We start from the raw sequence: 25426 nt of genomic DNA, 5'->3' as shown, positions 1-25426 counted from the left end.
CCCCGAAGGAGTGGAACAAGCGTGAAATATTCCGTCGTCCTTTTTGATCTGGATGGAACGCTGATCAATACCAATTCGTTGATTCTTGCTTCTTTTATGCATACGCTCAATCAGCATTGCCCCGGAAAGTACACCCGGGACGATGTGCTGAAGATCATGGGGGAGCCTTTGCTCGACCAGATGCGCCGTTTTGATCCCGGCCAGGCCGAAGCAATGGTGAAAACCTACCATGCTTACAATATCAAGCATCATGATGAATATGCCGAAGCGTTTCCCCATGTCCGGGAGGTTTTGCAAGCGTTGGATCAAGCCGGTGTGGTGATGGGGGTGGTTTCCAATAAACGCCGGGTCGTGGTGGAAAGAGGATTGGATCTGTTTCAGCTGACCCCGTTTATGAAAACGATCGTGTGCATCGGGGACACTCCCGAGGCAAAACCGGCTCCGGATATGATTTTTCTGGCTTTGGAACAGTTGAAGGCGGTTCCGGAAGAAGCCTTGATGGTCGGAGACAGCCGCTATGATTTGATGGCTGCCCGGCGAGCCGGGGTCGATGCGGCAGCGGTGGGTTGGAGCCTTCATGCGGAAGAGCTGAAGAAGTATGAACCGGCGTATTTCTTGCACGATATGCGTGATTTGCTTCGCATTTTGGATACAGAGAAGGGGTAAGCGGACAAAATGCGCAAGACGGAACGATTCAAAGTGAGCGGGCCCAATTCATTATGGCAGGTATACCGGACGGTTCCCTTTTGGAAAGTGTTTAAAAACACCCTCGTGATCGTGATGGCCCGATATTTGCCGTGGATGGGGCTGAAAAGGCGGGTTTACCGCAAGCTGACCGGCATCGAAATCGGGGAATGCACGGCGGTTGCTTTCATGGTGATGATGGATATTTTGTATCCGGATAAAATCCATATCGGGAAAAATACGATTATCGGATATAACACCACCATTTTGACGCATGAGTATTTGATTGATGAGTACCGGCTGGGGGATGTGTATATCGGCGATCATGTGATGATTGGCGCCAATTCCACCATCCTTCCGGGAGTGACGATTGGAGACCGTGCGGTGGTCGGAGCCGGTTCCGTGGTCACCAAAGATGTGCCCCCCGGCACTTTTGTGGCAGGAAATCCGGCCAGAGTGATTAAAAGTACAAACTAATAAGGCATTGATCCAAAAACCGGAATCCGATTCCGGTTTTTGGCATTCATGGGATGAAAGATTGGAATTTATATGAACAACGGTGAGATACACTATATTTAAATTCGCTGGGAAGTTATTATTTAATCAGATTAATTATTCATGGGTGATATGAAAGGGGAGTCAAGGTGAATTGGTTGACCCGTTTTTCACTGCGAAACGTTGCCGCAGTGTTGATATTGATCATTTTGGTAACCGGTGGCGGTGTTTATACAGCAACCCAATTAAAGATGGAAGCCATGCCGGATATCAACTTTCCGGTGATTGTCGCAGTCACCCCGTATCCGGGGGCATCGCCTGAGGATATCGCCGAAGAGGTGACCAAGCCGATAGAAAGAGAAATCATGGGAGTCAAAGGGGTGGACAAGGTTACATCCATCTCGGCAGACAGCACTTCCGTGGTGGTTGCCCAATTTGATTTTGACGCGGATCTGGACAAGGCGCAGCAACAAATGAGAGACGCCCTGGATCGTTTGGATTTGCCGGACGATGTGATGGATACAACCTTTAACCGGTTTGGATTCAACACCTTCCCCATGATTAACTTCACGGTAACCAGTGACAAGAAAAATGCCACTGAACTGGAGCAATGGGTCAAAGATGTGGTGAAACCCAAGCTGGAGTCGATCGAAGGGGTCGGTGAATTACAGGTAAAAGGAGAAGGACCCAAAGCGGTATACATCCGTTTGAATCCGGAAGCATTAAAGAAACATAACCTCACTTTGCAACAAGTGCAACAAGCTTTGGCCAGTGCCCAAATGTCTTTGCCGCTGGGGGATTTAAACACCGGTAATGTGGATATGCCTGTACGCATTCACCAAGAGATCACTTCGGTGGAAGACTTGAAAAATTTTGAGTTGACCGTTCCGACCAATCCGACGGAAGGCATGCAGGATGCCTTCAACCAAATCGGTCAATCCATGGAGAGCTTGGGTCAAGCCGTAGGCGGCTTGGGACAAGCTGTCGGAGGATTGAGCGAAGGGCTCGGACAAATGAGCAAGGGATTGGGACAGGTGAGCCAAGGATTGGGCCAAGTCAGCCAAGGAACCCAGCAGTTGGCGAAAGTACAGGCCCATACCCAAAAAGTCCAAGCCGAAATGATCGGGATTCAGATTGAGTTAAATAAAGCGATGGAGCAACTGCAAAAAGATCCTGAAAATCCGGAGCTGCAACAACAAATCGCCATGTTGCAGGGACAGTTGAAGGCCAAACAAGCCGAACTGGTGGCGCTGAGCAAACAATTGCAAGCAATGCTGGCGAAGATGCCCAAATCCTCCGGAGCCGTGCCGAAAGGAAACGGCCAATCGGTCAAAATGCCGGCTGCACAAGGAAAAACTTCTGCCGGTACCGGAAAACCGGAAATGAAAGAACCGGAAATCAAAACCGTCAAACTTCAGGACATCGCCACCATTACGGAATCAGCAGAAGGTCAATCCATGATCACCCGGACCAATGGGAAACCCTCCATCAATGTGGAGGTCATCAAAAATCCGGATGATAACGTGGTGGAAACGGCGGATGCAGTGAATGCGCAACTGGATCAGCTGGCAAAAACCAATAAAGACGTTCAATTCATGAAGTTGTTCGACCAGTCGGACAGTGTCAAAATGTCCATCCATTCCATGATGCGGGAAGGATTGCTCGGGGCTCTGTTTGCTTCGGTTGTGATTCTTCTGTTCTTACGGAATGTGCGCATGACATTGATTTCGATTGTTTCGATTCCGGTGTCTGTTTTTGCAACCTTGATCTTGTTGAAACAAGCGGATGTGAGCCTCAATATCATGACCCTTGGCGGAATGACAGTGGCCATCGGACGCGTGGTCGATGACAGCATTGTCGTGATCGAAAACATTTACCGCCACCTGATGAAGGGAGTGGAGCGCACATCTGAATTGATCCGGTTGGCGACCAAAGAGGTTGCTTCAGCCATTACTTCCTCCACGTTGACGACGGTTGCGGTGTTTGTTCCGCTCGGGATGATTGAAGGGATTATCGGGGAAGTCTTTTATCCCTTTGCGCTGACGGTGACCATATCGCTTTTGTGCTCGCTGGTGGTGGCTGTCACCATTGTTCCGGTCTTGGCGAAATTGCTGGCCTTAAACGGAAAGCCGTTGAAGAGAGACCGGACAAGAAGCCGATTGGCGGAACAATACAAAAAAGCGTTGCGCTGGTCCTTGAATCATAAAAAAATCGTTTTGGTCGGGTCGACTTTATTGTTGCTGGGAAGTTTTGCGCTCGTTCCTTTGATCGGAACCATTTTCCTTCCTTCCGATAAAGAAAAAGCGATGAGCATCGAATTGAAGATGCCTTCCGGCACGAATTTGGAAAAAACGAATCAAGTCGCCGAACAAATGGAGCAAAAGTTGAAACAGCACCCGGAAGTGAAAACGATCAGCAGTTCGGTCGGGAACATGAGCGGCCAGATGATGGCCAATGACGGATCGGCGGGCAGCAGCAACCGCGCTTCCATGTTCGTCACCTTGGCGGATGACACCGAGCTGGACACCTTTTTGGAAAACGTCCGCAAGGAATTGAATGCGGTGGATCAGAATGCTGTCGTGAATGTCAGTGAAGTCAACAGCATCAATCCCGCTACCAACTCCATTGAAGTGGTGATTACCGGGGATTCGATGGACAAGATCCGGACATTGACCAACCAATTGACGGCAAAAATTCAAAAAGTGAACGGCCTTGCCAATGTGGAAAACAATTTGAGTGAACAGAAGAAAATCGTCACCATTGAAGTGGATGATGCCAAAGCCGCCAAAAAAGGCTTGGTGGCCCAACAAGTCGCCGCCAGTGTCCGCGGCTTGTTGCAGGCGGATACAATCTTTGAAATAGAGAAAGGAAACGAATCGCAAGAAGTGAAATTGGGATTGGAACAAGATGAAGTCAACTCGGTGGATAAGGTGAAAGAAATCCGGATTTTATCTTCCGCCGGTGAACTGGTTCCACTCAAAGACATTGCCACCGTCAAAGTGGAAGAAGGACCGGTGACCGTCAAAAGAGAGAACGGGCAGTTGGCTGCCACTATTTCCGGGGATGTCACTGTGAAGGACACCGGAGCCGTTTCCAAAGACATTCAAGCGCAAATTGACGGCACCCCGATCCCGAAAGGCGTTTCGGTCAAACTGGGCGGGGATATCGAACAAATGAATGAAAGCTTTGCCGATCTGGGGAAAGCCATGATTGTCGCGGTCTTTTCCGTTTATGTGGTCATGTTGATTGCATTTGGGGAAGCCACGGCACCCTTTACCATTTTGTTCTCTCTTCCGTATGCCGTCATCGGCGGTTTGCTCGGTCTGTGGATTGCCGGTCAGCCGATCAGTGCGCCGGCTTTGATCGGGGCATTGATGTTGATCGGGATCGTGGTCACCAATGCGATCGTCTTTGTGGATCGTGTGCAACAGATGAAAAAACGCGGGCACAATACCGTGGATGCGTTGTTGGAAGCGGGGGAAACCCGTCTGCGTCCGATTTTGATGACGGCTTTTGCCACGATTTTCGCCTTGTTGCCGCTGGCTCTCGGGTATGGAGAAGGTGCCGCCATGTCGCAAGGGTTGGCGATTGTGGTGATCGGAGGGCTTGCCTCGTCCACGTTTTTGACGTTGTTTATTGTTCCGATCGTTTATCTTTTCCTCTCCCAATTGCAAGAAAGAAGGCAGTCCAAAAGAAGTCAGCAGGCGGAAGCATAACCAAATCCCCCGGGCATGATGTCCCGGGGGATTTTTTATAACGGGTCCACCTCGATCAATTGATCAAAGGTGATTTTTTTCTTCCATTCGCCATTGGCCATGATGAACCATTCTTCATACGGATGGATTTTTTCAATGCGTCCGTAAAACTGAAGGGGTGAATATTTCCCCGCATAGATCACGATGACGGGTTTTTGCAATTCATAAGCTTCTTCCAGCAAAAAGGTCATGTATTGACGCTCGTCTTCGTCCATTGCGGGGGGATGGTAGGTTGCGGCCGGCCTGTGGGTGACCATGTTATGCCGCTGGGTTTCATACCATTTGTGAAAAGAAGCTGCCAGCATCTTTCTCCGCCTCCTTGTTTATGATCATACACGAACACAAGTTCGTATTCAAGGAGGAACAGAGAAAAATTTATTGTTTAATCAACTTGAAGGCATCGGCCACCACATAACCGGAACCGGATGACCATCTGGATACGGCAATTTTATAATCGGTGCCTTGTGACATGTGAAAACGGCCCAGATAGTTCCATTTGCCTCCGTTTTGCTGCTGGTTGACATAAACCGTCTGGTTGCCGGAAGATGTTTTGATGATCACAGGCGTGTTGGAGTTATAGCCGCTGTTGGCCGGCCACCAGCCGTAAATATCATAGTTTCCGGAGGAAGGGATATTGATTTGGTACCAGAAAGGGTCGCTGGCAAGCACCGGTTCGGCAAAATGATAGTTGCTTCCGTATTTTTGGGAATTCCAAGTGCTGGTCCCCCATGCGTCGCTGGCCATTTTTGCGCCGGTGTTGTCATAAACGAGTTCCTGAGACTGGTTGATCAAAGACATATAGTAATTCCAATCCCAGTTGGAACCCGGATCGGTATGGGTTGCGCCCGGCACTTCACTGTGTCCGATGATATGGCTGCGGTCTTTGGGAATGCCGTACCGGTCACATAACCAGCGGGTCAGGTTGGCTGAAGCGCGGTACATGGCATCTGTGTACCAAGCCGGATCGCTGACATATCCTTCATGTTCGATCCCGATGCTGTGAACGTTGTAGTTCCAGTTTCCCGCATGCCATGCAATGTCCTTGTTTTGGACCATTTGGGTAATCTCTCCGTCACTGGAGCGGATCACATAGTGGGCGCTGACGCTGGCTGCCGGATTTTGGAACCAGCTGATCGTGCCGCTGTAAGAACCCTGAGTCGTATGAATGATGACATAGTCGATGGAATTGCCGTCGCTTTCGCGATTGGCCGCCGTATAGTTGGAACTGGATGCAGCCACCCATTTGGCACCGGGGTAATCGGGCGTTGCCTGTTTTTCCAATTGCTTTTCCACTTGTTCATACTTTCCTGTATGAGGTGTCACCGGGGTCGGCAGAATGAAAACATCTTCCCCGTCAATCACCCGTTGTGCGCCTTCATTGATGATTTTGAAAACTTCATCGGCATACCATTTGGCAGCCACTTCGGAGGACGACCCGCTGTAATCGGCCACGGTGGTATACCAGTCAGCCAAATTTTGCGGGATTTGTCCCTGATTGTTTTCCTTGGCCAGTTCGGCCAAAACGGCCGCGCCACCCCGGATGTTTTGTTTGATATCCGTTTTCAGTGTGGATTCGGGGAGATTCAATAAGCGGCTGGCTTCTTTCAATGATTGGTTGGACGGGTTGTCGGCCAGGTGCATCAACCCGTAGCCGTTGAGCTGGCTGGGTTGTCCGTGATGGTCTTGCCAGCGGGTTTCGGCATAACTGACAGCCAGCAAAATTTCATCGGGAACTTGAAATTCCTTGGCCGCCTGCCGGAACGTTTCATATAAAGTTCCCGGCTGAAAGTGGTCGTCGGCTGCAAAGCTGACCGGCGGACTGAAACTGAAAAAGACCATGCTGAAAAGAAGAAGCGAGATCCCCAAAATTCTCCTCACACCGGATTCCCCCTTTTTATGTCTGGAGTGATTCTCTATCTTTAATTATATAGCTATTTTATTTTTCATAACAATCTTTTCATTTTAAAAATGAATAATATTCTATATAAAAAAGCAGCGGCCGGAGGAAGGATTTAAATGTAAGAAAAAGAAACAAGGAAAGAGAGAAAGGGGAGTGACAGGGGATGAACCGAGAACAAGACCAAATATTGAGCCAATTAAAGGAAAAGGGGGATACCGTCAAAATATATTTGGTCAACGGATACCAATATCAAGGGAAGGTTAACGATTTTGACAAATACACCATTTCCATCGAGGTGGAAGGCGAAATGTTTGTCATCTCCAAGAAGATGGTCAGCACCATTGAAATGCCAAAGCCACCTGAAATGGTTTGACAGGAAAAAGACGGGCTTTTACAAGGGAACCCGTCTTTTTGTTTCGTGCAAGTCTTGGCCGATCCATTCGGTAAAATGGCTGATTTGTTCTTTTTCCATCTGAGCAAGCAGTTCCTGGTTGATTTTCTTGACGATCCCGGGTCCCTCATAAATCATGCCGGTATAGATTTGAACCAGATTGGCCCCCGCTTTCAGTTTTTCGATCACATGTTGTCCCGTAAAAATGCCTCCCGAACCGATGATGGGAATGCTGCCTTGTGTCACGGAATAAATGTGGCGGATCATTTCGTTGGATTTTTCCCGCAGAGGCTTTCCGCTCAAACCCCCGTTTTCATTTTGGGCCGGGGCGGTCAATCCTTGGCGGGACAATGTGGTGTTGGTAGCGATGATGCCGTCAATCCGCAAGGAAACCGCCGTGGAGACAATTTCTTTTAATGCTTCGATTTCAAGGTCCGGAGCGATCTTCAACAGCACGGGCTTTCTTTTTTGATGGATTTCTTCCGATTCCGTTCGTTGGTTCATCATTGCCGTCAATAACGACTGCAATGCCTCGATGTGCTGGAGGTCGCGAAGCCCTTTGGTGTTGGGGGAGCTGACATTGATCACAAAATAGTCCCCGTACGGATACAGTTCTTTGAGCCCCAGGGTGTAATCCTCCACTGCTTTTTCATTGGGGGTGTCTTTGTTTTTGCCCAAATTGATGCCGACCGGAATGGCGGGATGCCCCAACCGCTCAAAGGATTCCTTCGCCGCGGCAACCCCGTGGTTGTTAAACCCCATCCGGTTGATCACGGCTTCATCTTCCGGAAGGCGAAACAGCCGGGGTCGGGGATTCCCGCTTTGCGGACGGGGAGTCAGGGTGCCCACTTCCACGAACCCGAATCCCAAGGCGGCAAGGGCCGGATAAACATGGGCATTTTTATCAAATCCGGCCGCCATCCCCACCGGGTTTGGAAAAGAAATTCCCCATAATTCGGAGGCAAGGCGCGGATCTTGGACGGAAAATGGTTTGGAGACGGTCTTTTGAACCAGGGAAGCAGACTGCATCCATTTCAATCCCCGGACGGTCCAGTTGTGGGCGGTTTCCGGATCCATCCGAAACAATACTTTGCGAAATAACTGGTAGTTCATGGGTGTGACTTCTCCTTTACCGCAAATATCTGAAGGTAGCATACCACAAGGGGTGGACAAAAAAAAGCTGACTGGCTTATACCGGCCAGTCAGCAGAATGTGTATCAAGAGTTTTCAAAACAGAGGGGATCGTCCGTCATATGTAATCAATAATTTAAATTGGTGAAAAGGTTCGCTCTGTAAACTTCTTCTTTCCCTACATAGGCTACCAGATAATCGGCTGCATCGTTGATCCAGCTTTGGGCAACAGCTTGTCCTTCTTCGCTGGCCAGGATTTTTTGCAGGGCATCGGGGCTTGCGAAGTAAATTTCGCACATTAAAGCAAAATCGTTATCCGGTGTCACATCGGTCGGGCTGCTGTTGGAAACCATCAAGTCTGTCACTTCCACTTTAATTACACCGTGGATTTTTAAGATTCTCGGGATCAATGTATTTTTTAATTCCTCTGCAAACTCTTCAATTCCATCTTTTCTTTTGTAGTAACCAATGATCTTATACATAAATAAAAACCCCTCTTTCCTTATATCTTTCTGGAAATATATTTGATCGGAAATAAGTAAATGATAATTAACAGATAAGTTCATTACTTAAACCCAATAATTCAATTTTAATACCTTTATTAATCATTGTGTAGAATTAATCGAATCTTTTCAAGATGATTTCATGGTTTTTATCACAAATTTGTTACAGCAAAAAGAAGAGATCGTTAAAATCCGACGTTATTTGTAAGCGCTTTCAAAAAATCGCAAAAAAGCTTTGTTTTTTAAATGACGGTTTTATATGGAAATCATTCCAACCAACAGGAAAACGAGGCCCATCATAATGGGTTCCAATGATCGGTTTTTTCCCCGATAGACCAGAAAGATTCCGATCAGTTCCAGAACGATTCCGGTTGCCAGGAAAGAGAGTCCCAAGTAGCCCATTCGCTTTCGCCTCTTCCTTGTTCAAGTCTCTATTGTATTTATTCGCATTGAACCGATCGTTTATGTCTTTTTTGAAAAAAATAATGTGGATGGCAGTGTATTATTTATATTACTGGTGCAAGAGAATTCGCGTTAAAATGAGAAAAAATCAAAGTCAGATCGAACCATCGGAGGGGAAAACATGAAACTTTTTTTCGTGACTCAAAACAAAGCAAAAGTGGCAGAAGCGAAAGGAATCCTGGCGCCTTACGGAATTGACGTGGAGCAGAAGACGGTTTCCTTTGTGGAACCGGATAAGGGAACGGTGGAAGAAACGGCCCGGGCCAAATTGAAACAAGTCCGCAAACAAGGGCTGGACCAATTCATGGTGGATGATGCCGGGATCTATTTTGCTGCTTACAAAGATTTCCCCGGGATTTTGTCCAAACGGATTTATGAGCGGATTGGCTACAAAGGAATCCGCAAACTGTTGCACGGGGAAAGGAGGGAAGCCTGGTTCCGGGGAGCGGTCGGCATCTGCTTCAACGGGGAAATGAAGATCTTCAGCGGAGAAACCAGAGGGCACATCATTGAGCAAATCGACCAACCGGAAAGTCCCGTCACCGACTTTCCCTATGACCCGATTTTTATTCCGGAAGGGGAGTCGCGGGTGCTGAGTGAGCTGTCCGAAGAAGAATGGCAGACTTATTCTTACCGCCGCAAAGCATTGGTTGGTTTGGCCGAATGGTTGAAAGAGAAAAAACAAAACACTAGTCAATAAGAAGTGCTTCATGTTATACTACTTGAAACGATCCTTTAATTCATTATCGATTTAATAAGATAAAGTAAAGCGAAGGGGAGTACGATGACCAAACCGCAGACATTTGAAAAACCAATGGGTTTTCGGGACTTTCCGCCGCTTATTGCGGAAAAGAAACGTTTGTTGGAAGACCGGGTCCGGGAGCAATTTGTCAAATGGGGCTATCAGGAAGTCTGCACACCGGCCTTGGAATTTTTTGATACAGTGGGACAATCCAGCCAGATTCCCGTTTCGCGGATGTTTAAATGCATGGACCGGGACGGGAATTTGTTGGTTTTGCGTCCCGACCAGACCGCTCCGATCGCGCGGCTGGTGACTTCAGTTTTAAAAAGGGAGCCTTTGCCGTTGCGCCTGTTTTATCACGGGACGGTTTTCCGCGCCCAAGAAAAGGAAGCAGGTCGAAACAGCGAAAAATTTCAGTCGGGGGTGGAACTGGTCGGACAGGCCGGGCCGGAAGCCGACGGGGAAGTGATCGCGTTGGCCGTGGAATCGCTCCAAGCTTGCGGCATCGGCGCTCCGACCATCGTACTCAGCCATGTCGGACTTTTGGAAGGATTTTTAAGGGAACGGATTCATCGGGATGAAGCGATTGAAAAGTTGAAAGAAACATTGGAAGTCAGGGATTTGGTTGCATTTCGCCGCATTCTGGAGGAGTTGGATCTTTCCCTTGAAGAACGGAAAGAAATCATGGAGCTGACCAAACCCGGCCTGGAAGGGAAAGATTGGCAAAAACTGTCCGCGTCGGCCAAAACGGAAGAAGTGCGGGATAAATTTTGTTATCTGAAACGGGTTTGGGACCAGTTGCAGATCTTTGGCTGCATGTCGCAAGTGAAAGTGGATTTGAGCTTGGTGGGAAGTCTCGGTTATTATACCGGCGTTTATTTTGAAGGCTATGCGGAAGGGATGGGATTTCCCCTCGTCAGCGGAGGACGGTATGACCAGTTGTATCAATCGTTCCACACCGATCTTCCGGCAACCGGTTTTGCTTTAAATACCGACCGCCTGCTGGAGGCCAGTCCGTTAAAACCGGTATCGCCGAAACGGATCGCGGTCTTTTATGAACCTCATTTGCAGCAGGAGGCTTACCGGAAAGTACGTTCCTTGCGGGAGGAAGGTTGTGCGGTGATCATGCAGCCGGTGGAAAGCCGGGCAGACCGGACACCGGATGTGGATGAAGTGTTGACGATCGCCGGTGAAGGAGAGTGGTCCACGTGTTAACGATCGCCATGGCCAAAGGGCGGGTGATGGAAGAAGCTTTTGACCTGTTTCAACAAGCCGGCTTGCCGGTTCCGAAAGCGGATGATCTGGATTCGCGAAAACTGGTGGTGTCGGTGCCGGAAAACGAGTTGACCTTTTTTTTGGCCAAGCCGATGGATGTCCCGACCTATGTGGAATATGGAGTGGCGGACCTCGGTGTGGTCGGGAAAGATGTACTGATGGAGCAGTCCCGCGATGTTTATGAATTACTGGATTTGAAAATCAGCCCCTGCCGGATGTCCGTGGCCGGGAAGCCGGATTCCACTCTTTCCCCTCATCCGAAGGTGGCAACCAAATATCCGCGGATTGCAGAACAATATTTCAAAGAACAGGGACAGCAGGTGGAAATTATCAGCCTGCACGGATCGGTCGAACTGGCTCCGATCATCGGATTGGCGGAACGGATTGTCGATATTGTCTCCACAGGCCGGACACTGAAGGAAAACGGGTTGGTGGAGTGGTGTTGTATTGCCGACATTACTTCGCGGTTGATTGCCAATAAAGGAAGTTACCGTTTAAAAAATAAACGGATCCAAAAGATCCTGGGGGATTTGGAACGCGTGATTGAAAAGGAGGGGAACCTGTGATCAAAATTGTCTCGCGGGAGGATTTAAAACGTCTTAAACGGGCCGGAGCCGAAACGGAAGAACCATTGTCAGCGGTGCAAGAGATCATTGACCTGGTCCGGAAAAAAGGCGATGAAGCCCTGCGTACCTTCACGCTTCAGTTCGACGGTGCCGACGTTCAAAAATGGGAAGTGGGGCCGGAAGAAATGGAAGAAGCCATGGAGCAGGCGGATCCGGCGTTGGTCCGGGGATTGACCGAAGCGGCCCGTCGCATTCGGAAGTTTCATGAACACCAGCGGCAACAGTCGTGGTTTTTTACGGAGGAAGACGGAACCGTTCTGGGACAAAAAGTCGTCCCTTTGGAAAAGGTCGGAGTTTATGTGCCGGGAGGGAAAGCCGCTTATCCCTCATCCGTGTTAATGAATGTGATTCCGGCCAAAACCGCCGGTGTCGACGAGGTGATCATGGTGACGCCCCCGCTGGAAAACGGGAAGGTGTATGAAACGACGCTGGTGGCGGCAAAAATTGCCGGAGCGGACCGGATCTTCCGGGTCGGAGGGGCTCAGGCGGTTGCCGCTTTGGCTTATGGAACGGAAAGCATTCCCCGTGTGGACAAAATTGTGGGGCCCGGCAATGTTTATGTGGCGTTGGCGAAACGGGCAGTGTTCGGCCAAGTGGATATTGACAGCATCGCCGGCCCGAGCGAGATTGTGGTTCTTGCGGATGAATCGGCGGATCCGGTTTATGTGGCAGCTGATCTGCTTTCCCAGGCGGAACATGACCGGATGGCTTCTGCTGTGTGTATCACTCCTTCCCGCGATTTGGCTGAACGCGTCGCGGAAGAAGTGGAAAGGCAATGCCGCCGGTTGCCGCGCCGCGAAATTGCGGAAGCATCGATCAAAAGTTTTGGCGCCGTTTGTCTGGTGAAAGATATGGAAGAAGCGGTGTCAACCGCAAATCAGCTGGCGCCCGAGCATCTGGAACTGATGGTTCGCGATCCATGGCATTGGCTGGCCAAGATTAAACACGCAGGTGCCGTCTTCTTGGGCGAACACAGTCCGGAACCGGTGGGGGATTATTGGGCAGGGCCCAATCATGTTTTGCCGACCAGCGGAACGGCCCGCTTTTTTTCTCCGCTGAGCGTGGATCAATTTGTGAAAAAGACCAGTGTCATTTCCTACAGTCCGGAGGCGCTTTACCGTGACGGGGACAAAGTGATGTACCTCGCGGAAGCAGAGGGCCTGACGGCGCATGCCGAATCGGTCCGGGTGAGACTGACAAAGAAAAGGGAAGGTGAGGGAATTGGTGAAAACAGGGAAACGGATGAGTAACATCTCCCGTCAAACCAGGGAAACCGAGATTTCTTTGGCCCTGCAATTGGACGGGATGGGGCAAACCAATTTGAAGACAGGCGTCCCGTTTTTGGAACACATGCTGGATCTGTTTGCAAAACACGGGAAATTTGATTTGTTTGTCGAAGCCAAAGGAGATACCCATATTGATGATCACCATACCGTGGAAGACATCGCCATCTGTCTGGGGCAGGCGTTGCGGGAAGCGCTCGGGGACAAAAGGGGAATCCGCCGCTACGGGAATGCTTTTGTTCCGATGGATGAGGCGTTGGGCCAGGTGGTGGTCGATTTGTCCAACCGTCCCCATCTGGAATTTCGTGCTGAATTTCCGAGTGAGAAAGTGGGGCGGTTTGACACGGAGCTTGTCCATGAATTCTTTTGGAAATTGGCGCTTGAAGCGCGTATCACTTTGCATGTGATCCTTCACTATGGCAAAAACACCCACCATATGATCGAAGCTTGTTTCAAAGCATTGGGGAGAGCATTGGATGATGCGGTGCAGATCGATCCCCGCGTACAGGGAATTCCTTCATCGAAAGGAGTCTTGTGATGATTGTCATTGTCGATTACGGAATGGGAAATTTGCACAGTGTGTCCAAAGCATTGGAACGGATGGGCTATGAGAGTGCCATTACGTCGGACCGGGAAACGATTCTTCAGGCGGATGCCATTATCCTGCCGGGAGTAGGCGCGTTCGGCAAGGCGATGTATGAACTGACCCAAAGGGATCTGGCCGCGGTGATCAAGGAAGCTGCCCGCCGGAACAAACCGGTTTTGGGGATTTGTCTGGGAATGCAATTGTTGTTCACCAGCAGTGATGAACATGGCTATCATCAGGGATTAAATCTGCTGCCCGGTCACGTGGTCCGGTTTGAAGGGGATTACCGGATTCCGCATATGGGGTGGAATTGGCTGTGCTTCAAGCATCCGCATCCTTTATTTCAGGGGTTGGAAGAAGGACATGTTTACTTTGCCCATTCCTATCATGTCCAAGCGGACAATCCCGAAGATGTGATTGCCACCACCGATTACCACCAGACAGTGGCGGCGGTGGTGACCCGCGGAAACATTTACGGCATGCAATTTCATCCGGAAAAAAGCGGTGAGCTGGGACTCAAATTGTTGGAACGGTTTGCCAAGCTCAGTGAAAAGGTGGGGACATCATGAGTTTTGTCATCTATCCGGCCATCGATTTAAGGGGCGGCAAGTGCGTCCGGCTCAAACAAGGAGATTACCGTCAGGAAACGGTGTACAGCGAAGATCCGCTGAAAGTGGCACAAACGTTTATCAATCAGGGAGCGAAATGGCTCCATATCGTGGATTTGGATGCGGCGCGTTCGGGAGGGATGGAAAATGCCTCCATCATTCAAAAGATTGTGGAATCCTCTCCGGTTCCGGTTCAAATCGGCGGGGGCGTCCGGAATATGGAGCGGTTGGAGCGGCTTTTAAATTGGGGCGTCCGCCGGGTGGTCATCGGTTCCGCAGCCATTGATGACCAGGCGTTTGTGAAAGAGGCATTGAAGCTTTATCCCGGACATATTGCCATCGGTTTGGATGCCAGGGACGGATTTGTCGCCACCCACGGCTGGCTGAAGACATCCCGGGTGAAAGCGGGGGAATTGGCACAACAAATGAGTGAATGGGGTGCGGAAACGTTTATCTTTACAGACATCTCAAGAGACGGAATGCTGACCGGGCCGAATATCGGGGCCGTGCGGGATCTGGCGGCCGCCTGCGGGAAAACGGTGATCGCGTCCGGGGGGGTTCACCGGGTGGCGGACCTGAAACAATTGGCTTCTTACCAACACGAAGGCGTGAAGGGGGCCATTGTCGGAAGAGCGTTGTACACCGGTGCGATCCACTTTCCGTCAGCCATCCGTGTGACAAAGGAGGCGAATTCATGATTACCAAGCGCATCATTCCTTGTTTGGATGTCAAAGACGGCCGTGTGGTCAAAGGGGTTTCTTTTGTTGATTTAAAGGATGCGGGCGATCCGGTGGAACTGGCGGCTTATTATGACCGGAACCAGGCGGATGAACTCGTTTTTTTGGATATCTCCGCTTCCCACGAGGGGCGCAAAACCATGCTGGATGTGGTGAAAAGGGCAGCGGAACAGCTGAGAATCCCTTTCACCGTGGGCGGGGGAATCCGTACGGAGGAAGACATGTATGACATTTTGCGGTCGGGAGCGGACAAAGTGTCGGTCAATACGTCTGCCGTGTTGAATCCCGAATTGATCGAATCAGGCGCCGAACGGTTTGGCCGCCAATGCGTCGTGATTGCCATTGATGCCAAGTATGACCCGGAGGAGAAAGACTGGTTTGTTTATACACACGGCGGCCGGAAGCGGACAGATAAGCGGGCGGTGGACTGGGCCGTGGAAGCCGTCGCAAGAGGGGCCGGGGAGATTTTGCTGACCAGTATGGACCGGGACGGGCACAAGAACGGCTATGATCTGCCGCTGACCCGGCTGATTGCCGAAAAAGCGGGCGTCCCGGTGATTGCGTCAGGCGGGGCCGGCAAAGTGGAGCATTTTGTGGAAGTGTTTCTGGAAACCGAAGCGGATGCGGCGTTGGCGGCTTCTATTTTTCATTTTCAAGAAGTCGGAATCGATCAAGTGAAAAAGGCTTTAAAAGAAAACGGGGTGAATGTGCGTTGATCCATCCGGATGATATTCAATTTGATGAAAAAGGGCTGGTGCCGGCGATTCTGCAGGATGCGGCCAGCAAAGAAGTGTTGACCCTGGCTTATATGAACCGCGAAGCATTGGAATTGACGCTGAAGACAAAGGAAGCCTGGTTTTACAGCCGTTCCCGCAATCAACTTTGGCATAAAGGGGAAACTTCCGGAAATGTGCAGGAAGTGGTGTCTGTCCAGGCGGACTGCGACAGGGATGCGATTTTGGTGAAGGTGCTTCCGGCGGGGCCGTCTTGCCATCAAGGAACCTACTCTTGTTTTGAGGAACAACCGGAAGATCCGGACTTGTCCGGCCGTTTTCAGATTATCAATCGGTTGGAATCGGTGATTGCCAAAAAAGAAGCGGAACGGCCCGAAGGCTCTTATACGGCTTATTTGTTTGACAAAGGATTGGACAAGATCTTGAAAAAAGTCGGTGAGGAAGCTTCCGAGGTGATCATTGCCGCCAAAAACCGCAGCGCCGAAGAGTTGAGCAATGAAACGGCTGATCTCCTTTATCACTTGTTTGTTTTGTTGCGGGAACAAAAATTGCCTCTGGATGAGGTGCTTCGTGTATTAAAAGACCGGAATCAATAGCAAATATTTAAGCATTCAGACAAGGGAGCGTGCGTTCCCTTGTTTTTATTTTGTTTGTGACCCTCCATATATCGATGTTTTGTTGTAATATTTATATGGATCCATGTTAAAAAGATGGCTGTTAAAATTTGTCGGATCCGTTTAGAAATATTATCCATTTTTTTGCCAGGATTCTTGGTGATCCCCTTGTGTTTGCGCTATAATTGAATAAAATAATGAAACAACTTCTTTCATGGCTTTCTTGTTCGGGTTTTGAAATTTATTTCTGTATTTGCATCATTTTATGTCAAATCGTTGACAAGCACCCTGAGAATGATACGAATTTGGTATACTACCAAAAAACCACACACCAGCCTGGCGAAAACATTGTGCTGGGTGGAGGGGAAATTCATGAGAAAATCACAGGCCGGAGCAGACCGCCAAAAAAATAAAAAGGTCATCCGTTTGCGGATGGATGCCGGTTTTTTCTTTGAACGGGCTTTATATTACCTTGACCGCCACCGTTACGACAAAGCGGTCAAATATTTTCGTTTGGCGACGGAAAAGGAACCGGGAAATCCGGTGAATCACTGCAACCTGGCCGGCATTCTTTCGGAACTGGGGCGCTTTGAAGAGTCCAATCAAGTGCTGATGTCCGTTTTGGAAGAAGTGGATCCTGATTTATATGAATGCTGGTTTTATATGGCGAATAACGCGGCCAACATGGGCGATTTGGAACTGGCCGAAGAATACTTGTTGCAATATTTGAGCCGGGACCCTTACGGAGACTTTGCAGAAGAAGCAGAAGAAATGCTTTACATGATTGCCCAGGAGCTCGGACGTCCCCCCAAAAGAATGGAAGCCGGTGAACCAGCCCGGTTATGTTGAGGATCATGAAAAAGCACGCGGTTATTTGGAAGAAGGGAAATTTCTGCAGGCCATACAGCTGCTCGAAGAAATTTCCGAGGCGCATCCGGAGTTTTTGGCGGCGAAAAACAATCTGGCGTTGGCTTATTATTACACGGGGGACTTGGAAAAGGCGACGGGATTGATTGAACATGTGCTGAAGATCGATCCCAATAATCTGCATGCATTGTGCAATCTGGCGGTTTTGTCCCGGAATCTCGGTGACGAAAAAAAGGAACGGGCCATTATTGATATGTTGAAAAAACTGGTTCCGTTTCATCAGGAAAATACTTATAAATTGGCAACCACGCTGGGAATTTTGGGAGAACATGAAGTGGCGTACGCATTGTTTTCCCGCCTTTTGAAAGTTGACGGGATTCAGGAACCCGGACTTTACCATTACACGGCGGTTGCGGCTTGGAACTGCGGTCTCTTTGAAAAAGCCCGGCAATATTGGAAAAAGGCAATGAATCTCGAAGGCAGGGAAGCGATTGCGGCTTTCTATTACAAACATATGGACCAATGGGTAAAGCTGGATCAACCGCCAAAGCTCCCTTATCATTACCAGCTTCCTTTTGAAGAACAATTAAACCGGATGGAACTGTTCGGACCCAATGAGGAGATTGTCAAGCAATTACAGAGCAATCTGCTTTTGCGCTCTGCTTTTTTCTGGGCTTTGAGCCGGGGCGATCATCAAACGAAAAGGCAGGTCATCAAGTTTTTGACCTGGTTTTCGGATGATGAAGTGAAACAGTTGTTGAAGCAGTTTGTGTCACAGCCGGAAGAAGACGAAGAATTGAAAGAGTTGGCGCAAATGGTGCTTCGCGAATTGAGCCGCACGGAAAGCGGAGAAACGGAAGAAACCCTTCCTTCGGTCATTGAAGTGAATCATAAGTGGAAAAAAGTGTTGGAATGCTGTCTGGAGCATGTTCAGGAAACATCCACCGCCCATCTCTGTAAGGAGATCGAGCGGTTGTGGTTCGAATGGGCTGCAAGAAACCGTGACTTTTCGGTAGTCCGGAAAGTGGAAGGATGGGCGGCGGCTCTGGAATATTTGACGGCAAAATATCACGGGGTGGCCGTGACGCAGCGTGAACTGGCCAAAAAATATGAAGTATCCATGTCAACGGTATCCCGGCTTGCCAAACAGTTGGAAACCATCGCCAAAGAATGTTTTTCCTGAGGAAAAGGGAGGGATCGTTGTGAAAAAAGTGGGCAAAGGAAGCTTTCACGACTTTATTGCAGAAGGGGACAAAGTGGTGGAATTCAGTGCAAAGTGGTGTATTGATTGCAAACGGATCGCGCCCGATTTGCCTGAGATCACCGAACGCTTTTCCGGGCGGTTTGAATTTGCAGAGCTGGATGTGGATGAATCCAGGGAAATTGCCGATGAATACAATGTAAAAGGAATCCCGACCTTTATCGTTTATCGTGACGGAAAAGAAGTCGACCGGTTGCCGAGTCGCCATGCCAAGACAAAAGAACAAATCGAAAGCTTTTTGAGCCAGGTGTAAAAAGGAAAAGCTTCGAATTTGGAATCCTAAACCGCCGGTGTTTGCCGGCGGTTTAGTTCTACATTGATGACATAAATTAATCATGATATTATAAAATGAATAAAAATATAGCTATTGAAACATTTTGAAAAAAAGAATCAATCCAGCCGGAACGATGAGGGGTGTGGACGTGAAGCAGTATTTCGTCGGAATCGATCTGGGTGGAACCAATATGAAAATCGGATTGGTTCATCAGAACGGAAATGTGATCAAAGATATAGAAAAACCTACACTAAAAGAAGAAGGCCCGGACGGCGTTATTCGCCGGATGGTACGCCATACACAGGACTTGGCCCAAGAGGCCCGGGTGCCGTGGGAGGAAATCGGGGGAGTGGGTGTGGGTTTGCCTGGCTTTCTCGATATACCCGGCGGTGTTGTCAAGTATTTGACCAACCTGGGTTGGCGGGATGTCCCGATTCGTGACCAGCTGGAGTCGGCGTTTGGAGTTCCTGTGAAGATTGATAATGATGCCAATGTTGCCGCGCTTGGGGAAGTATGGGCCGGTGCCGGTGCCGGCGAACAAAATGTGGTGTTGATCACACTCGGAACCGGTGTGGGCGGAGGCATTATTGCCGGCGGCAAGCTTTTGCACGGAGCCCGGGGCATTGCCGGGGAGATCGGGCATATTCCGATTGATCCGGACGGGGTGTTGTGTAACTGCGGACGAGCCGGATGTTTGGAGACGATCGCATCGGCGACCGGAATGGTCCGGCTGGTTCGTGAAGCGGTGGAGGCGGGGGAAACCTCTTCGCTTGTTCTTCCGCTTCAAAACGGAACATTGTCAACCAAAGAAATTTTCGCCGAAGCGGAAAAAGGAGATTCCCTGGCCAAGACAACGGTGGAAAGGGCCGTTGATGCGCTTGCCCGGGCGATGGCCATTCTTTCGGTCGTGGTAAATCCTTCGCTGTTTATCATCGGAGGCGGTGTTTCCAAGGCGGGGGATGCTTTGCTGAAGCCTTTGGAAAACCACTACCGGAAGCAGGTGCAACAAAATGCTGGCCAAGGCGTGCGGATTGAGTTGGCGCGGTTGGGCAACCAAGCCGGATTCATCGGGGCTGCGGGTCTTTTAGCAAGGACAAGAAAATAATGTATAATAAGAGGAAATGGTTGCCTCAGAGGTGATGGCCGTGGAAAAAAAACAAGAAGTGAATATGGTTGTCATCACCGGTATGTCCGGAGCTGGAAAGTCCGTAGCGATGCAAAGCTTGGAAGATCAAGGCTACTTTTGCATAGACAATTTGCCGCCGATCTTGCTGCCCAAATTTGCAGAGCTTCTGAAAGAATCGAAGAGCAAATACCATAAAGTGGCTGTGGTGATTGACTTAAGAGGCCGTGAGTTTTTTTCTTCTTTGCTTGATTCACTGGATCTGTTGGTGAAAAATCACGGGATTCATCCCCGGATTATCTTTTTAGACGCTGATGACAACACACTGGTCCGAAGGTTTAAGGAGACGAGGCGTCGCCATCCGCTTTATCCCGGCAGCACGCCGTTAGATGCCATTTTGAAAGAGCGCAAGTTGTTGGAAGAAATCAAGGGCCGTGCACACTATCTCATCGATACGAGTGATTTGAAGCCTTCCGAGCTGAAGGAAAAAATCGCCGTCATGATTTCGGAAAAAGATTCGGCCAAGATGATGGTGACCTTTGTATCCTTTGGATTTAAACATGGCATCCCCATCGATGCTGATCTTATTTTCGATGTGCGCTTTTTGCCAAATCCCCATTATGTTGACTCCCTTCGTCCGCAAACCGGACGGGACCCCGAAGTGGCCGAATACGTCATGAAGTGGGCGGAAACCAAACAGTTTCTGGAGAAGTTGACGACTTTGTTGGAGTTTTTGATCCCCCGGTATGCGCGGGAAGGAAAGTCGCAACTGGTGATCGGAATCGGATGCACGGGAGGAAAACATCGTTCTGTGGCCATTGCAGAGCATTTGTATCAGACTTTCAACAAACAGGAGCATTGTCGAATCGCACATCGAGACATGAAGAAAGGCGGATAGCATTGTCGGCAAAGAAGAACCTGAATTCGAATGTATTTAGGCGTCCGCGTGTGGTTTGCATTGGTGGCGGTACAGGATTGTCCGTTATTTTGCGTGGTTTGAAAAAGCTGCCCATTGAGATCACGGCCATTGTGACCGTGGCAGACGACGGAGGCAGTTCGGGGCGGCTGCGCAATGATTTACGGATGCCTCCCCCCGGCGATATCCGTAATGTTTTGATTGCGCTTGCAGATACGGAACCTCTGTTGGAAAGTGTTTTGCAATACCGGTTCAAAAACGGGGATGGTTTGGCAGGGCACACATTGGGGAATTTAATGATCGCCGCGATGAAAGAAATCACGGGGGATTTCACGCAAGCGGTCAAAGAAATGAGCCGCGTTCTGGCGGTGCGCGGGCGGGTTCTCCCTGCCAGTGAGCAGGATGTTGTGTTGATGGCGGAAATGAAGGACGGAAGCATTGTCGAGGGAGAGTCGCAAATTCCGCAAACCGGAAAGCCGATTCGCCGTGTTTTTTTAAACCCGCCTGATCCGCATCCCCTTCCCGAGGCGTTGGAAGCCATCGAGGCGGCGGATGGCATCGTGGTCGGGCCTGGGAGTTTGTACACCAGCATTCTTCCCAACTTGCTGGTCAAAGACATGAGCCGGATGATCTGCAAGTCCGATGCCTGCAAGATTTATGTTTGCAATGTCATGACGCAACCCGGGGAGACTGACGGGTTTTCTGCCAGTGATCACATCCAAGCCATTTATGATCACGTTGGTGAACGCTTGTTTGATGTGGCCATCATCAATAATGAGGTCCCACCGCTTGCCATCCAACAGCAATATGCCGAACGGGGCCAAAAGATGGTTTTGCCGGACATGAAAGAGATTCACCGTCTCGGCTGCCATGTCGTTGCCGATAACTTGCTGTTGTATCAGTCTGTATTGCGCCATGACGCCGAACGGATCAGCGGACACATTTTCCGCTTGATACATGAGCGCATGAAAAAGCGGCAAAGTGGTTAAAAGAAGGGATGTTCTATGTCATTTACTGCGATGATCAAAAAAGAATTGACACAGCTTCAGTCGGAGATTTGTTGCAAGACGGCTGAGCTGTCGGCATTGGTCCGGATGAACGGCACGGTTCACATTATGCACAAAAAACCCATGATCGATATTGTGACTGAAAACCCGTCGACGGCGCGATACATTTTTTCTTTGGTCAAAAGTTTGTATCAGATTCATCCCGAGGTGTTGGTGCGCAAAAAAGTCCGCTTGAAGAAAAACAATGTTTATTTGATACGCCTGACTTCGGACACGAGCCGGATTTTGGAAGAACTGCATATCATGAAGAAAAATTCATGGGAAAGGGTCGAAGGAATTTCCCAAACCCTCATTGGCCGGCCTTGCTGCAAAAGAGCTTATTTAAGGGGGGCGTTTTTGGCCGCCGGTTCGGTGAACAACCCGGACAGTGCTTCTTATCATTTGGAAATTGTATCGACTTACCAAGACCATAGTCAATCGCTTTGCGAACTGATGAATCAGTTTCATTTGCATGCCAAAGTGATTGAGCGCAAAAAAGGCTTTGTGGTTTATATTAAAGAAGGGGACAAAATCGGGGAGTTTTTAAATATCATCGGCGCGCATCCTTCTTTGCTCGAATTTGAGAACGCACGCATCATGAAAGATATGAGAAATTCGGTGAATCGGCTGGTCAATTGTGAAACGGCGAATTTAAACAAAACGATCCAGGCTGCCATGCGCCAAATCGAAAACATCAAACGGATTGACCGGGAAATCGGTTTGGAACAATTGCCGAAGAAATTGCGGGAAGTCGCTGAAGCCCGTTTGAAATATCCGGAAGCCAACCTGGCGGAATTGGGCCAGTTGTTGCCGGATGGAAAGATCAGCAAGTCGGCTATTAACCACCGTCTCCGCAAATTGGAGGAAATTGCGAAGAAATTGTGAAGTAAGGAGGATTCTGATGGTAGAAAAAAAAGTAACCGTTCAGTTGGAAACCGGACTTCATGCCCGACCGGCGGCTTTGTTTGTGCAAGAAGCGAACAAGTTTGCTTCCGAGATTTTTGTGGTCAAAGGGAATAAAAAAGTGAATGCCAAAAGCATCATGGGGATCATGAGCCTGGCGGTCTCCCGCGGTACGGAAATCACCATCACCGCGGAAGGATCCGATGAGGAAGAAGCGGTGGAAAAACTGGTGGAATTGGTCAGCAGACCGGAGTAAAAAGAGGAAGCGGGCGTTTTCGGAAGAAAACAAGCCCGCTTTCATGAAATGGGAAAGAATGTCAAAAATGACACGGAATCGTTGAAAGCATGTCACATTTTCCGGGTATGAATTGTTAAATTTTGACTATGATGGAATTAAATCAGGGGAGGACGTTTGGATAACCGACTGAGAAACCCTTGGAAGGATACATATGATTGGAGGAAATTATGGATGCTTTCCTTTATCCGGTTTTGACAATTGGATATCTGGCATTGTTTATCTGGAGTTTCCGTTCCTTTCGGGAATCTTTTTTTTGGGGAACTTCATGGGTTTTATTCATCATTTTGGCATTCGTTTATGACAATTTTGTTTTGTCGCTTGGAATCTGGATGGGACAATCCGAATTATTTGAGATGCTGAGCATTGTCCGTTATTTGCTTCATGTTTTGCTGATCCCGACGCTGGTGTATGTATCCCTTGATATTATGCGGCGTATCCGTATTGAATGGTCGGAATACTTTGTGACCCATGTTGTGTATCACCTGTATACTTTTTTCTTGACGGTGCTCGGAATCTTCACCAATTTTTTGTGGGTGGAAATTGTCCCGAAAAAAGTGAGCGGAGTGGTGCAATATGTGCCGCAACAGATCCAATTTCCGGTTGTGTTGATGCTTGTGATGATACCGCTCATTATTTCCGGTTATTTGGTGTGGAAAAAGTTGCGCTGGCCCGTTTTGATTTCAGGGATCGTATTGACCGTGATCGGAGGCGGTTTGGCATATGCCCTGAAATTTCCGGGCATGGCCGCGGTGTTCCATTTTATCCTGATGGGTAGCCTGGTATTGACGGAACAAAGGTTGAAAGCAGAGGATTATGAATAACAGGTCGAAGCCGTTGCTTCGGCTTTTTTGCGCATAAAGAACGCTTTCCTTCATCAAACTAGGAAGGGAGGTGTTCTTTGTGAAGCGGTTTTTTTGTCTTTTTCTCTGTCTTTTATCCGTCATGTTGTTTGCCTGCCAACGCTTTGAGAAGCCCTCGGAACGGGAGGGGCTGGACAAGGACAGCCACTCTTTCTCCAATGTGAGCTTTCCGGAAAGCAAGATGAAACAGGTGGCCAGAGATGTGGAAGGCGTGGAAGATGTCCGCGTGGAGTATAAAGAGCAAAAAATCATCATGTACATTTTGCCGGAAAAACGCATTACATCTTCGAAGTACCGGGATTTGGCCAACCGGGTTTATGAAAAAGTGAACGAGGCCACGCCGTTAAATCCCTTTCATGTGGAAATTGTCCCTCCGGAAAAGTGGATGGAGACGCCCTATTAAACCGAACGGAAAGCATAAAAAAGCCTTGGGTTGTCCCAAGGCCTTTTGGTATCCAAGCTTAAAGCTTATTTGTGTTTCATGACTTGGTCGATCAAACCGTATTTCAGTGCTTCTTCCGCACTCATAAAGTAATCGCGGTCGGTATCCCGTTCAATTTTTTCCAACGGTTGCCCGGTGAATTCGGAGAGCAGCTTGTTCAAGCGGTCTCTGGTCCGCAAAATTCGTTTTGCCCGGATTTCAATGTCGGAAGCCTGGCCTTGCGCCCCGCCCAGCGGCTGATGGATCATGACTTCGCTGTTGGGAAGGGCAAACCGTTTTCCTTTTTTCCCGGCGGCCAGCAGGAATGCGCCCATGGATGCGGCCAATCCCACGCAGATGGTGGAGACATCCGGTTTGACGTATTGCATGGCGTCATAAATGGCCATTCCCGCGGTGATGGAGCCGCCCGGCGAGTTGATGTACAGATGGATGTCTTTCTCCGGGTCTTCGGCTTCCAGAAAGAGAAGTTGAGCCACGATTAAGTTGGCGACTTCGTCGGTCACCGGGCTTCCAAGCAAAATAATCCGGTCTTTCAAAAGGCGGGAATAAATATCATAGGAACGTTCACCGCGATTGGTTTGTTCCACAACCATTGGGATTAAATTCATCTATCAGGGGTGCACGGATCGCCCGGCACCCTTCCCCCCTTTCAAGGATCAAGGATGGTTTTCATTTGGTAAGGTTCATGTCCACATAGATGTTGCTTTACTTTTATGATACCCAAAAGGTCAAAAAAGGTCAAATCAATTTTGACGGATAAAAAAACAGGGCCGCCAAGGGCCCTGAAATACAAGGGATTTATGTCATAAGGGGAATCCCATAAGAAAAAGAAGGGGGAGGACGAAGCTGGGACTTCGTCCATAAACAGAATTTAGAAACAGAGAAGGCCTTTTCTAACGTGACGAAAAAG

Annotated in this window: 29 protein-coding genes; 23 read left to right on the top strand and 6 right to left on the bottom strand. The window is 49.1% G+C overall.

All coding sequences use genetic code 11. The annotated features are described in order from the left end of the window. The first annotated feature begins 21 nt into the window (after nt 1–21). The 3 genes from ppaX (at nt 22) to H1R82_RS00895 (ending at nt 4895) form a co-directional block, all read left to right on the top strand. On the top strand, nt 22–666 hold the full coding sequence (gene ppaX, locus H1R82_RS00905) for a pyrophosphatase PpaX (protein ID WP_181731396.1): 645 nt from the start codon (nt 22–24) through the stop codon (nt 664–666). A 9-nt stretch (nt 667–675) separates the two neighbouring features. Beyond that, complete coding sequence (locus tag H1R82_RS00900; RefSeq protein ID WP_181731397.1) at nt 676–1161, top strand: acyltransferase; 486 nt, start codon at nt 676–678, stop codon at nt 1159–1161. A 167-nt stretch (nt 1162–1328) separates the two neighbouring features. Next, a complete protein-coding gene (locus H1R82_RS00895; RefSeq protein WP_181731398.1) occupies nt 1329–4895 on the top strand; it encodes an efflux RND transporter permease subunit in 3567 nt (1188 codons plus the stop codon). Between the two features lie 35 nt (nt 4896–4930). Here H1R82_RS00895 and H1R82_RS00890 read toward each other — a convergent pair whose 3' ends face one another. Continuing rightward, nucleotides 4931–5239: a YolD-like family protein gene (locus H1R82_RS00890; RefSeq protein WP_181731399.1), complete on the bottom strand. Its 309-nt coding sequence runs from the start codon at nt 5237–5239 to the stop codon at nt 4931–4933. 70 nt (nt 5240–5309) lie between these two features. After that, a complete protein-coding gene (locus H1R82_RS00885; RefSeq protein WP_181731400.1) occupies nt 5310–6812 on the bottom strand; it encodes a golvesin C-terminal-like domain-containing protein in 1503 nt (500 codons plus the stop codon). A 185-nt stretch (nt 6813–6997) separates the two neighbouring features. On the opposite strand from H1R82_RS00885, the gene H1R82_RS00880 reads away from it, so the two are divergent. Further along, a complete protein-coding gene (locus H1R82_RS00880) occupies nt 6998–7207 on the top strand; it encodes an RNA chaperone Hfq (protein WP_181731401.1) in 210 nt (69 codons plus the stop codon). Nucleotides 7208–7225: 18 nt separating this feature from the next. Here H1R82_RS00880 and H1R82_RS00875 read toward each other — a convergent pair whose 3' ends face one another. The 3 genes from H1R82_RS00875 to H1R82_RS00865 form a co-directional block, all read right to left on the bottom strand. Further along, a complete protein-coding gene (locus H1R82_RS00875) occupies nt 7226–8338 on the bottom strand; it encodes a quinone-dependent dihydroorotate dehydrogenase (RefSeq protein ID WP_181731402.1) in 1113 nt (370 codons plus the stop codon). A gap of 146 nt (nt 8339–8484) precedes the next feature. After that, on the bottom strand, nt 8485–8838 hold the full coding sequence (locus H1R82_RS00870) for an EthD family reductase (protein ID WP_181731403.1): 354 nt from the start codon (nt 8836–8838) through the stop codon (nt 8485–8487). 276 nt (nt 8839–9114) lie between these two features. Then, on the bottom strand, nt 9115–9261 hold the full coding sequence (locus tag H1R82_RS00865; RefSeq protein ID WP_181731404.1) for a hypothetical protein: 147 nt from the start codon (nt 9259–9261) through the stop codon (nt 9115–9117). 181 nt (nt 9262–9442) lie between these two features. Between H1R82_RS00865 and H1R82_RS00860 the strand changes: the two genes are divergently transcribed. From H1R82_RS00860 to H1R82_RS00775, 19 genes are all read left to right on the top strand, one after another. Then, nucleotides 9443–10021: a non-canonical purine NTP pyrophosphatase gene (locus H1R82_RS00860; protein WP_181731405.1), complete on the top strand. Its 579-nt coding sequence runs from the start codon at nt 9443–9445 to the stop codon at nt 10019–10021. Between the two features lie 84 nt (nt 10022–10105). Continuing rightward, a complete protein-coding gene (gene hisZ / locus H1R82_RS00855) occupies nt 10106–11278 on the top strand; it encodes an ATP phosphoribosyltransferase regulatory subunit (RefSeq protein WP_181731406.1) in 1173 nt (390 codons plus the stop codon). Next, nucleotides 11263–11904: an ATP phosphoribosyltransferase gene (hisG, locus tag H1R82_RS00850; protein ID WP_181731407.1), complete on the top strand. Its 642-nt coding sequence runs from the start codon at nt 11263–11265 to the stop codon at nt 11902–11904. Before hisZ ends, hisG begins: the two co-directional genes overlap by 16 nt. Next, entirely contained in the window at nt 11904–13214 is a 1311-nt protein-coding gene (hisD, locus tag H1R82_RS00845; RefSeq protein WP_181731619.1) for a histidinol dehydrogenase, read from the top strand. Before hisG ends, hisD begins: the two co-directional genes overlap by 1 nt. Next, on the top strand, nt 13207–13785 hold the full coding sequence (gene hisB / locus H1R82_RS00840) for an imidazoleglycerol-phosphate dehydratase HisB (RefSeq protein ID WP_181731620.1): 579 nt from the start codon (nt 13207–13209) through the stop codon (nt 13783–13785). The genes hisD and hisB overlap by 8 nt, the downstream gene beginning before the upstream one ends. Further along, complete coding sequence (gene hisH / locus H1R82_RS00835) at nt 13785–14402, top strand: imidazole glycerol phosphate synthase subunit HisH (RefSeq protein ID WP_181731408.1); 618 nt, start codon at nt 13785–13787, stop codon at nt 14400–14402. Before hisB ends, hisH begins: the two co-directional genes overlap by 1 nt. Next, nucleotides 14399–15139 (top strand): 1-(5-phosphoribosyl)-5-[(5-phosphoribosylamino)methylideneamino]imidazole-4-carboxamide isomerase, encoded by a 741-nt coding sequence (gene hisA, locus H1R82_RS00830; RefSeq protein WP_181731409.1) that lies wholly within the window; start codon nt 14399–14401, stop codon nt 15137–15139. Before hisH ends, hisA begins: the two co-directional genes overlap by 4 nt. Then, nucleotides 15136–15894, top strand: coding sequence for an imidazole glycerol phosphate synthase subunit HisF (gene hisF, locus H1R82_RS00825; RefSeq protein ID WP_181731410.1), 759 nt, complete (start codon nt 15136–15138; stop codon nt 15892–15894). Before hisA ends, hisF begins: the two co-directional genes overlap by 4 nt. Then, nucleotides 15891–16508, top strand: a complete 618-nt coding sequence (gene hisIE, locus H1R82_RS00820; RefSeq protein WP_181731411.1) for a bifunctional phosphoribosyl-AMP cyclohydrolase/phosphoribosyl-ATP diphosphatase HisIE — start codon at nt 15891–15893, stop codon at nt 16506–16508. Before hisF ends, hisIE begins: the two co-directional genes overlap by 4 nt. Nucleotides 16509–16898: 390 nt before the next feature. Further along, entirely contained in the window at nt 16899–17375 is a 477-nt protein-coding gene (locus H1R82_RS14520; protein ID WP_232333921.1) for a tetratricopeptide repeat protein, read from the top strand. After that, nucleotides 17353–18576 (top strand): tetratricopeptide repeat protein, encoded by a 1224-nt coding sequence (locus tag H1R82_RS00815; RefSeq protein WP_309544762.1) that lies wholly within the window; start codon nt 17353–17355, stop codon nt 18574–18576. The genes H1R82_RS14520 and H1R82_RS00815 overlap by 23 nt, the downstream gene beginning before the upstream one ends. 19 nt (nt 18577–18595) lie before the next feature. Beyond that, nucleotides 18596–18907 (top strand): thioredoxin family protein, encoded by a 312-nt coding sequence (locus H1R82_RS00810; protein ID WP_309544761.1) that lies wholly within the window; start codon nt 18596–18598, stop codon nt 18905–18907. Nucleotides 18908–19076: 169 nt separating this feature from the next. Continuing rightward, on the top strand, nt 19077–20033 hold the full coding sequence (locus H1R82_RS00805) for an ROK family glucokinase (protein WP_309544760.1): 957 nt from the start codon (nt 19077–19079) through the stop codon (nt 20031–20033). A 34-nt stretch (nt 20034–20067) separates the two neighbouring features. Next, nucleotides 20068–20949: an RNase adapter RapZ gene (rapZ, locus tag H1R82_RS00800; protein ID WP_181731621.1), complete on the top strand. Its 882-nt coding sequence runs from the start codon at nt 20068–20070 to the stop codon at nt 20947–20949. A gap of 2 nt (nt 20950–20951) precedes the next feature. Continuing rightward, nucleotides 20952–21956: a gluconeogenesis morphogenetic factor MgfK gene (mgfK, locus tag H1R82_RS00795; protein WP_232333922.1), complete on the top strand. Its 1005-nt coding sequence runs from the start codon at nt 20952–20954 to the stop codon at nt 21954–21956. A 15-nt stretch (nt 21957–21971) separates the two neighbouring features. After that, complete coding sequence (whiA, locus tag H1R82_RS00790; RefSeq protein ID WP_181731415.1) at nt 21972–22898, top strand: DNA-binding protein WhiA; 927 nt, start codon at nt 21972–21974, stop codon at nt 22896–22898. Between the two features lie 16 nt (nt 22899–22914). Then, nucleotides 22915–23172, top strand: coding sequence for an HPr family phosphocarrier protein (locus H1R82_RS00785; RefSeq protein WP_181731416.1), 258 nt, complete (start codon nt 22915–22917; stop codon nt 23170–23172). 209 nt (nt 23173–23381) lie between these two features. After that, entirely contained in the window at nt 23382–24035 is a 654-nt protein-coding gene (locus H1R82_RS00780; RefSeq protein ID WP_181731417.1) for a hypothetical protein, read from the top strand. 79 nt (nt 24036–24114) lie between these two features. Then, nucleotides 24115–24477, top strand: a complete 363-nt coding sequence (locus H1R82_RS00775) for a hypothetical protein (RefSeq protein ID WP_181731418.1) — start codon at nt 24115–24117, stop codon at nt 24475–24477. A gap of 65 nt (nt 24478–24542) precedes the next feature. Here the strand turns inward: H1R82_RS00775 and clpP are convergent, their stop codons facing one another. Continuing rightward, nucleotides 24543–25124, bottom strand: coding sequence for an ATP-dependent Clp endopeptidase proteolytic subunit ClpP (gene clpP / locus H1R82_RS00770; RefSeq protein WP_037997422.1), 582 nt, complete (start codon nt 25122–25124; stop codon nt 24543–24545). Nucleotides 25125–25426: the final 302 nt, after the last annotated feature.

The sequence above is a fragment of the Thermoactinomyces intermedius genome (assembly GCF_013912365.1).
Classification (GTDB): Bacteria; Bacillota; Bacilli; order Thermoactinomycetales; family Thermoactinomycetaceae; genus Thermoactinomyces; species Thermoactinomyces intermedius.
The sequence above is the reverse complement of the archived record's forward strand: the minus strand, read 5'-3'. Positions and strand labels throughout refer to the sequence as shown.

Bases quoted from the DNA above. Each gene is read 5' to 3' on its own strand.
- H1R82_RS00860 (WP_181731405.1), top strand. From the start codon at position 9,443: ATGAAACTTTTTTTCGTGACTCAAAACAAAGCAAAAGTGGCAGAAGCG.
- rapZ (WP_181731621.1), top strand. From the start codon at position 20,068: ATGGCCGTGGAAAAAAAACAAGAAGTGAATATGGTTGTCATCACCGGT.
- H1R82_RS00875 (WP_181731402.1), bottom strand. From the start codon at position 8,338: ATGAACTACCAGTTATTTCGCAAAGTATTGTTTCGGATGGATCCGGAA.
- H1R82_RS00785 (WP_181731416.1), top strand. From the start codon at position 22,915: ATGGTAGAAAAAAAAGTAACCGTTCAGTTGGAAACCGGACTTCATGCC.
- H1R82_RS00880 (WP_181731401.1), top strand. From the start codon at position 6,998: ATGAACCGAGAACAAGACCAAATATTGAGCCAATTAAAGGAAAAGGGG.
- whiA (WP_181731415.1), top strand. From the start codon at position 21,972: ATGTCATTTACTGCGATGATCAAAAAAGAATTGACACAGCTTCAGTCG.
- H1R82_RS00865 (WP_181731404.1), bottom strand. From the start codon at position 9,261: ATGGGCTACTTGGGACTCTCTTTCCTGGCAACCGGAATCGTTCTGGAA.
- H1R82_RS00890 (WP_181731399.1), bottom strand. From the start codon at position 5,239: ATGCTGGCAGCTTCTTTTCACAAATGGTATGAAACCCAGCGGCATAAC.
- hisH (WP_181731408.1), top strand. From the start codon at position 13,785: ATGATTGTCATTGTCGATTACGGAATGGGAAATTTGCACAGTGTGTCC.
- hisA (WP_181731409.1), top strand. From the start codon at position 14,399: ATGAGTTTTGTCATCTATCCGGCCATCGATTTAAGGGGCGGCAAGTGC.
- clpP (WP_037997422.1), bottom strand. From the start codon at position 25,124: ATGAATTTAATCCCAATGGTTGTGGAACAAACCAATCGCGGTGAACGT.
- H1R82_RS00780 (WP_181731417.1), top strand. From the start codon at position 23,382: ATGGATGCTTTCCTTTATCCGGTTTTGACAATTGGATATCTGGCATTG.
- hisZ (WP_181731406.1), top strand. From the start codon at position 10,106: ATGACCAAACCGCAGACATTTGAAAAACCAATGGGTTTTCGGGACTTT.
- hisB (WP_181731620.1), top strand. From the start codon at position 13,207: ATGAGTAACATCTCCCGTCAAACCAGGGAAACCGAGATTTCTTTGGCC.
- H1R82_RS00900 (WP_181731397.1), top strand. From the start codon at position 676: ATGCGCAAGACGGAACGATTCAAAGTGAGCGGGCCCAATTCATTATGG.
- H1R82_RS00870 (WP_181731403.1), bottom strand. From the start codon at position 8,838: ATGTATAAGATCATTGGTTACTACAAAAGAAAAGATGGAATTGAAGAG.
- H1R82_RS14520 (WP_232333921.1), top strand. From the start codon at position 16,899: ATGAGAAAATCACAGGCCGGAGCAGACCGCCAAAAAAATAAAAAGGTC.
- hisF (WP_181731410.1), top strand. From the start codon at position 15,136: ATGATTACCAAGCGCATCATTCCTTGTTTGGATGTCAAAGACGGCCGT.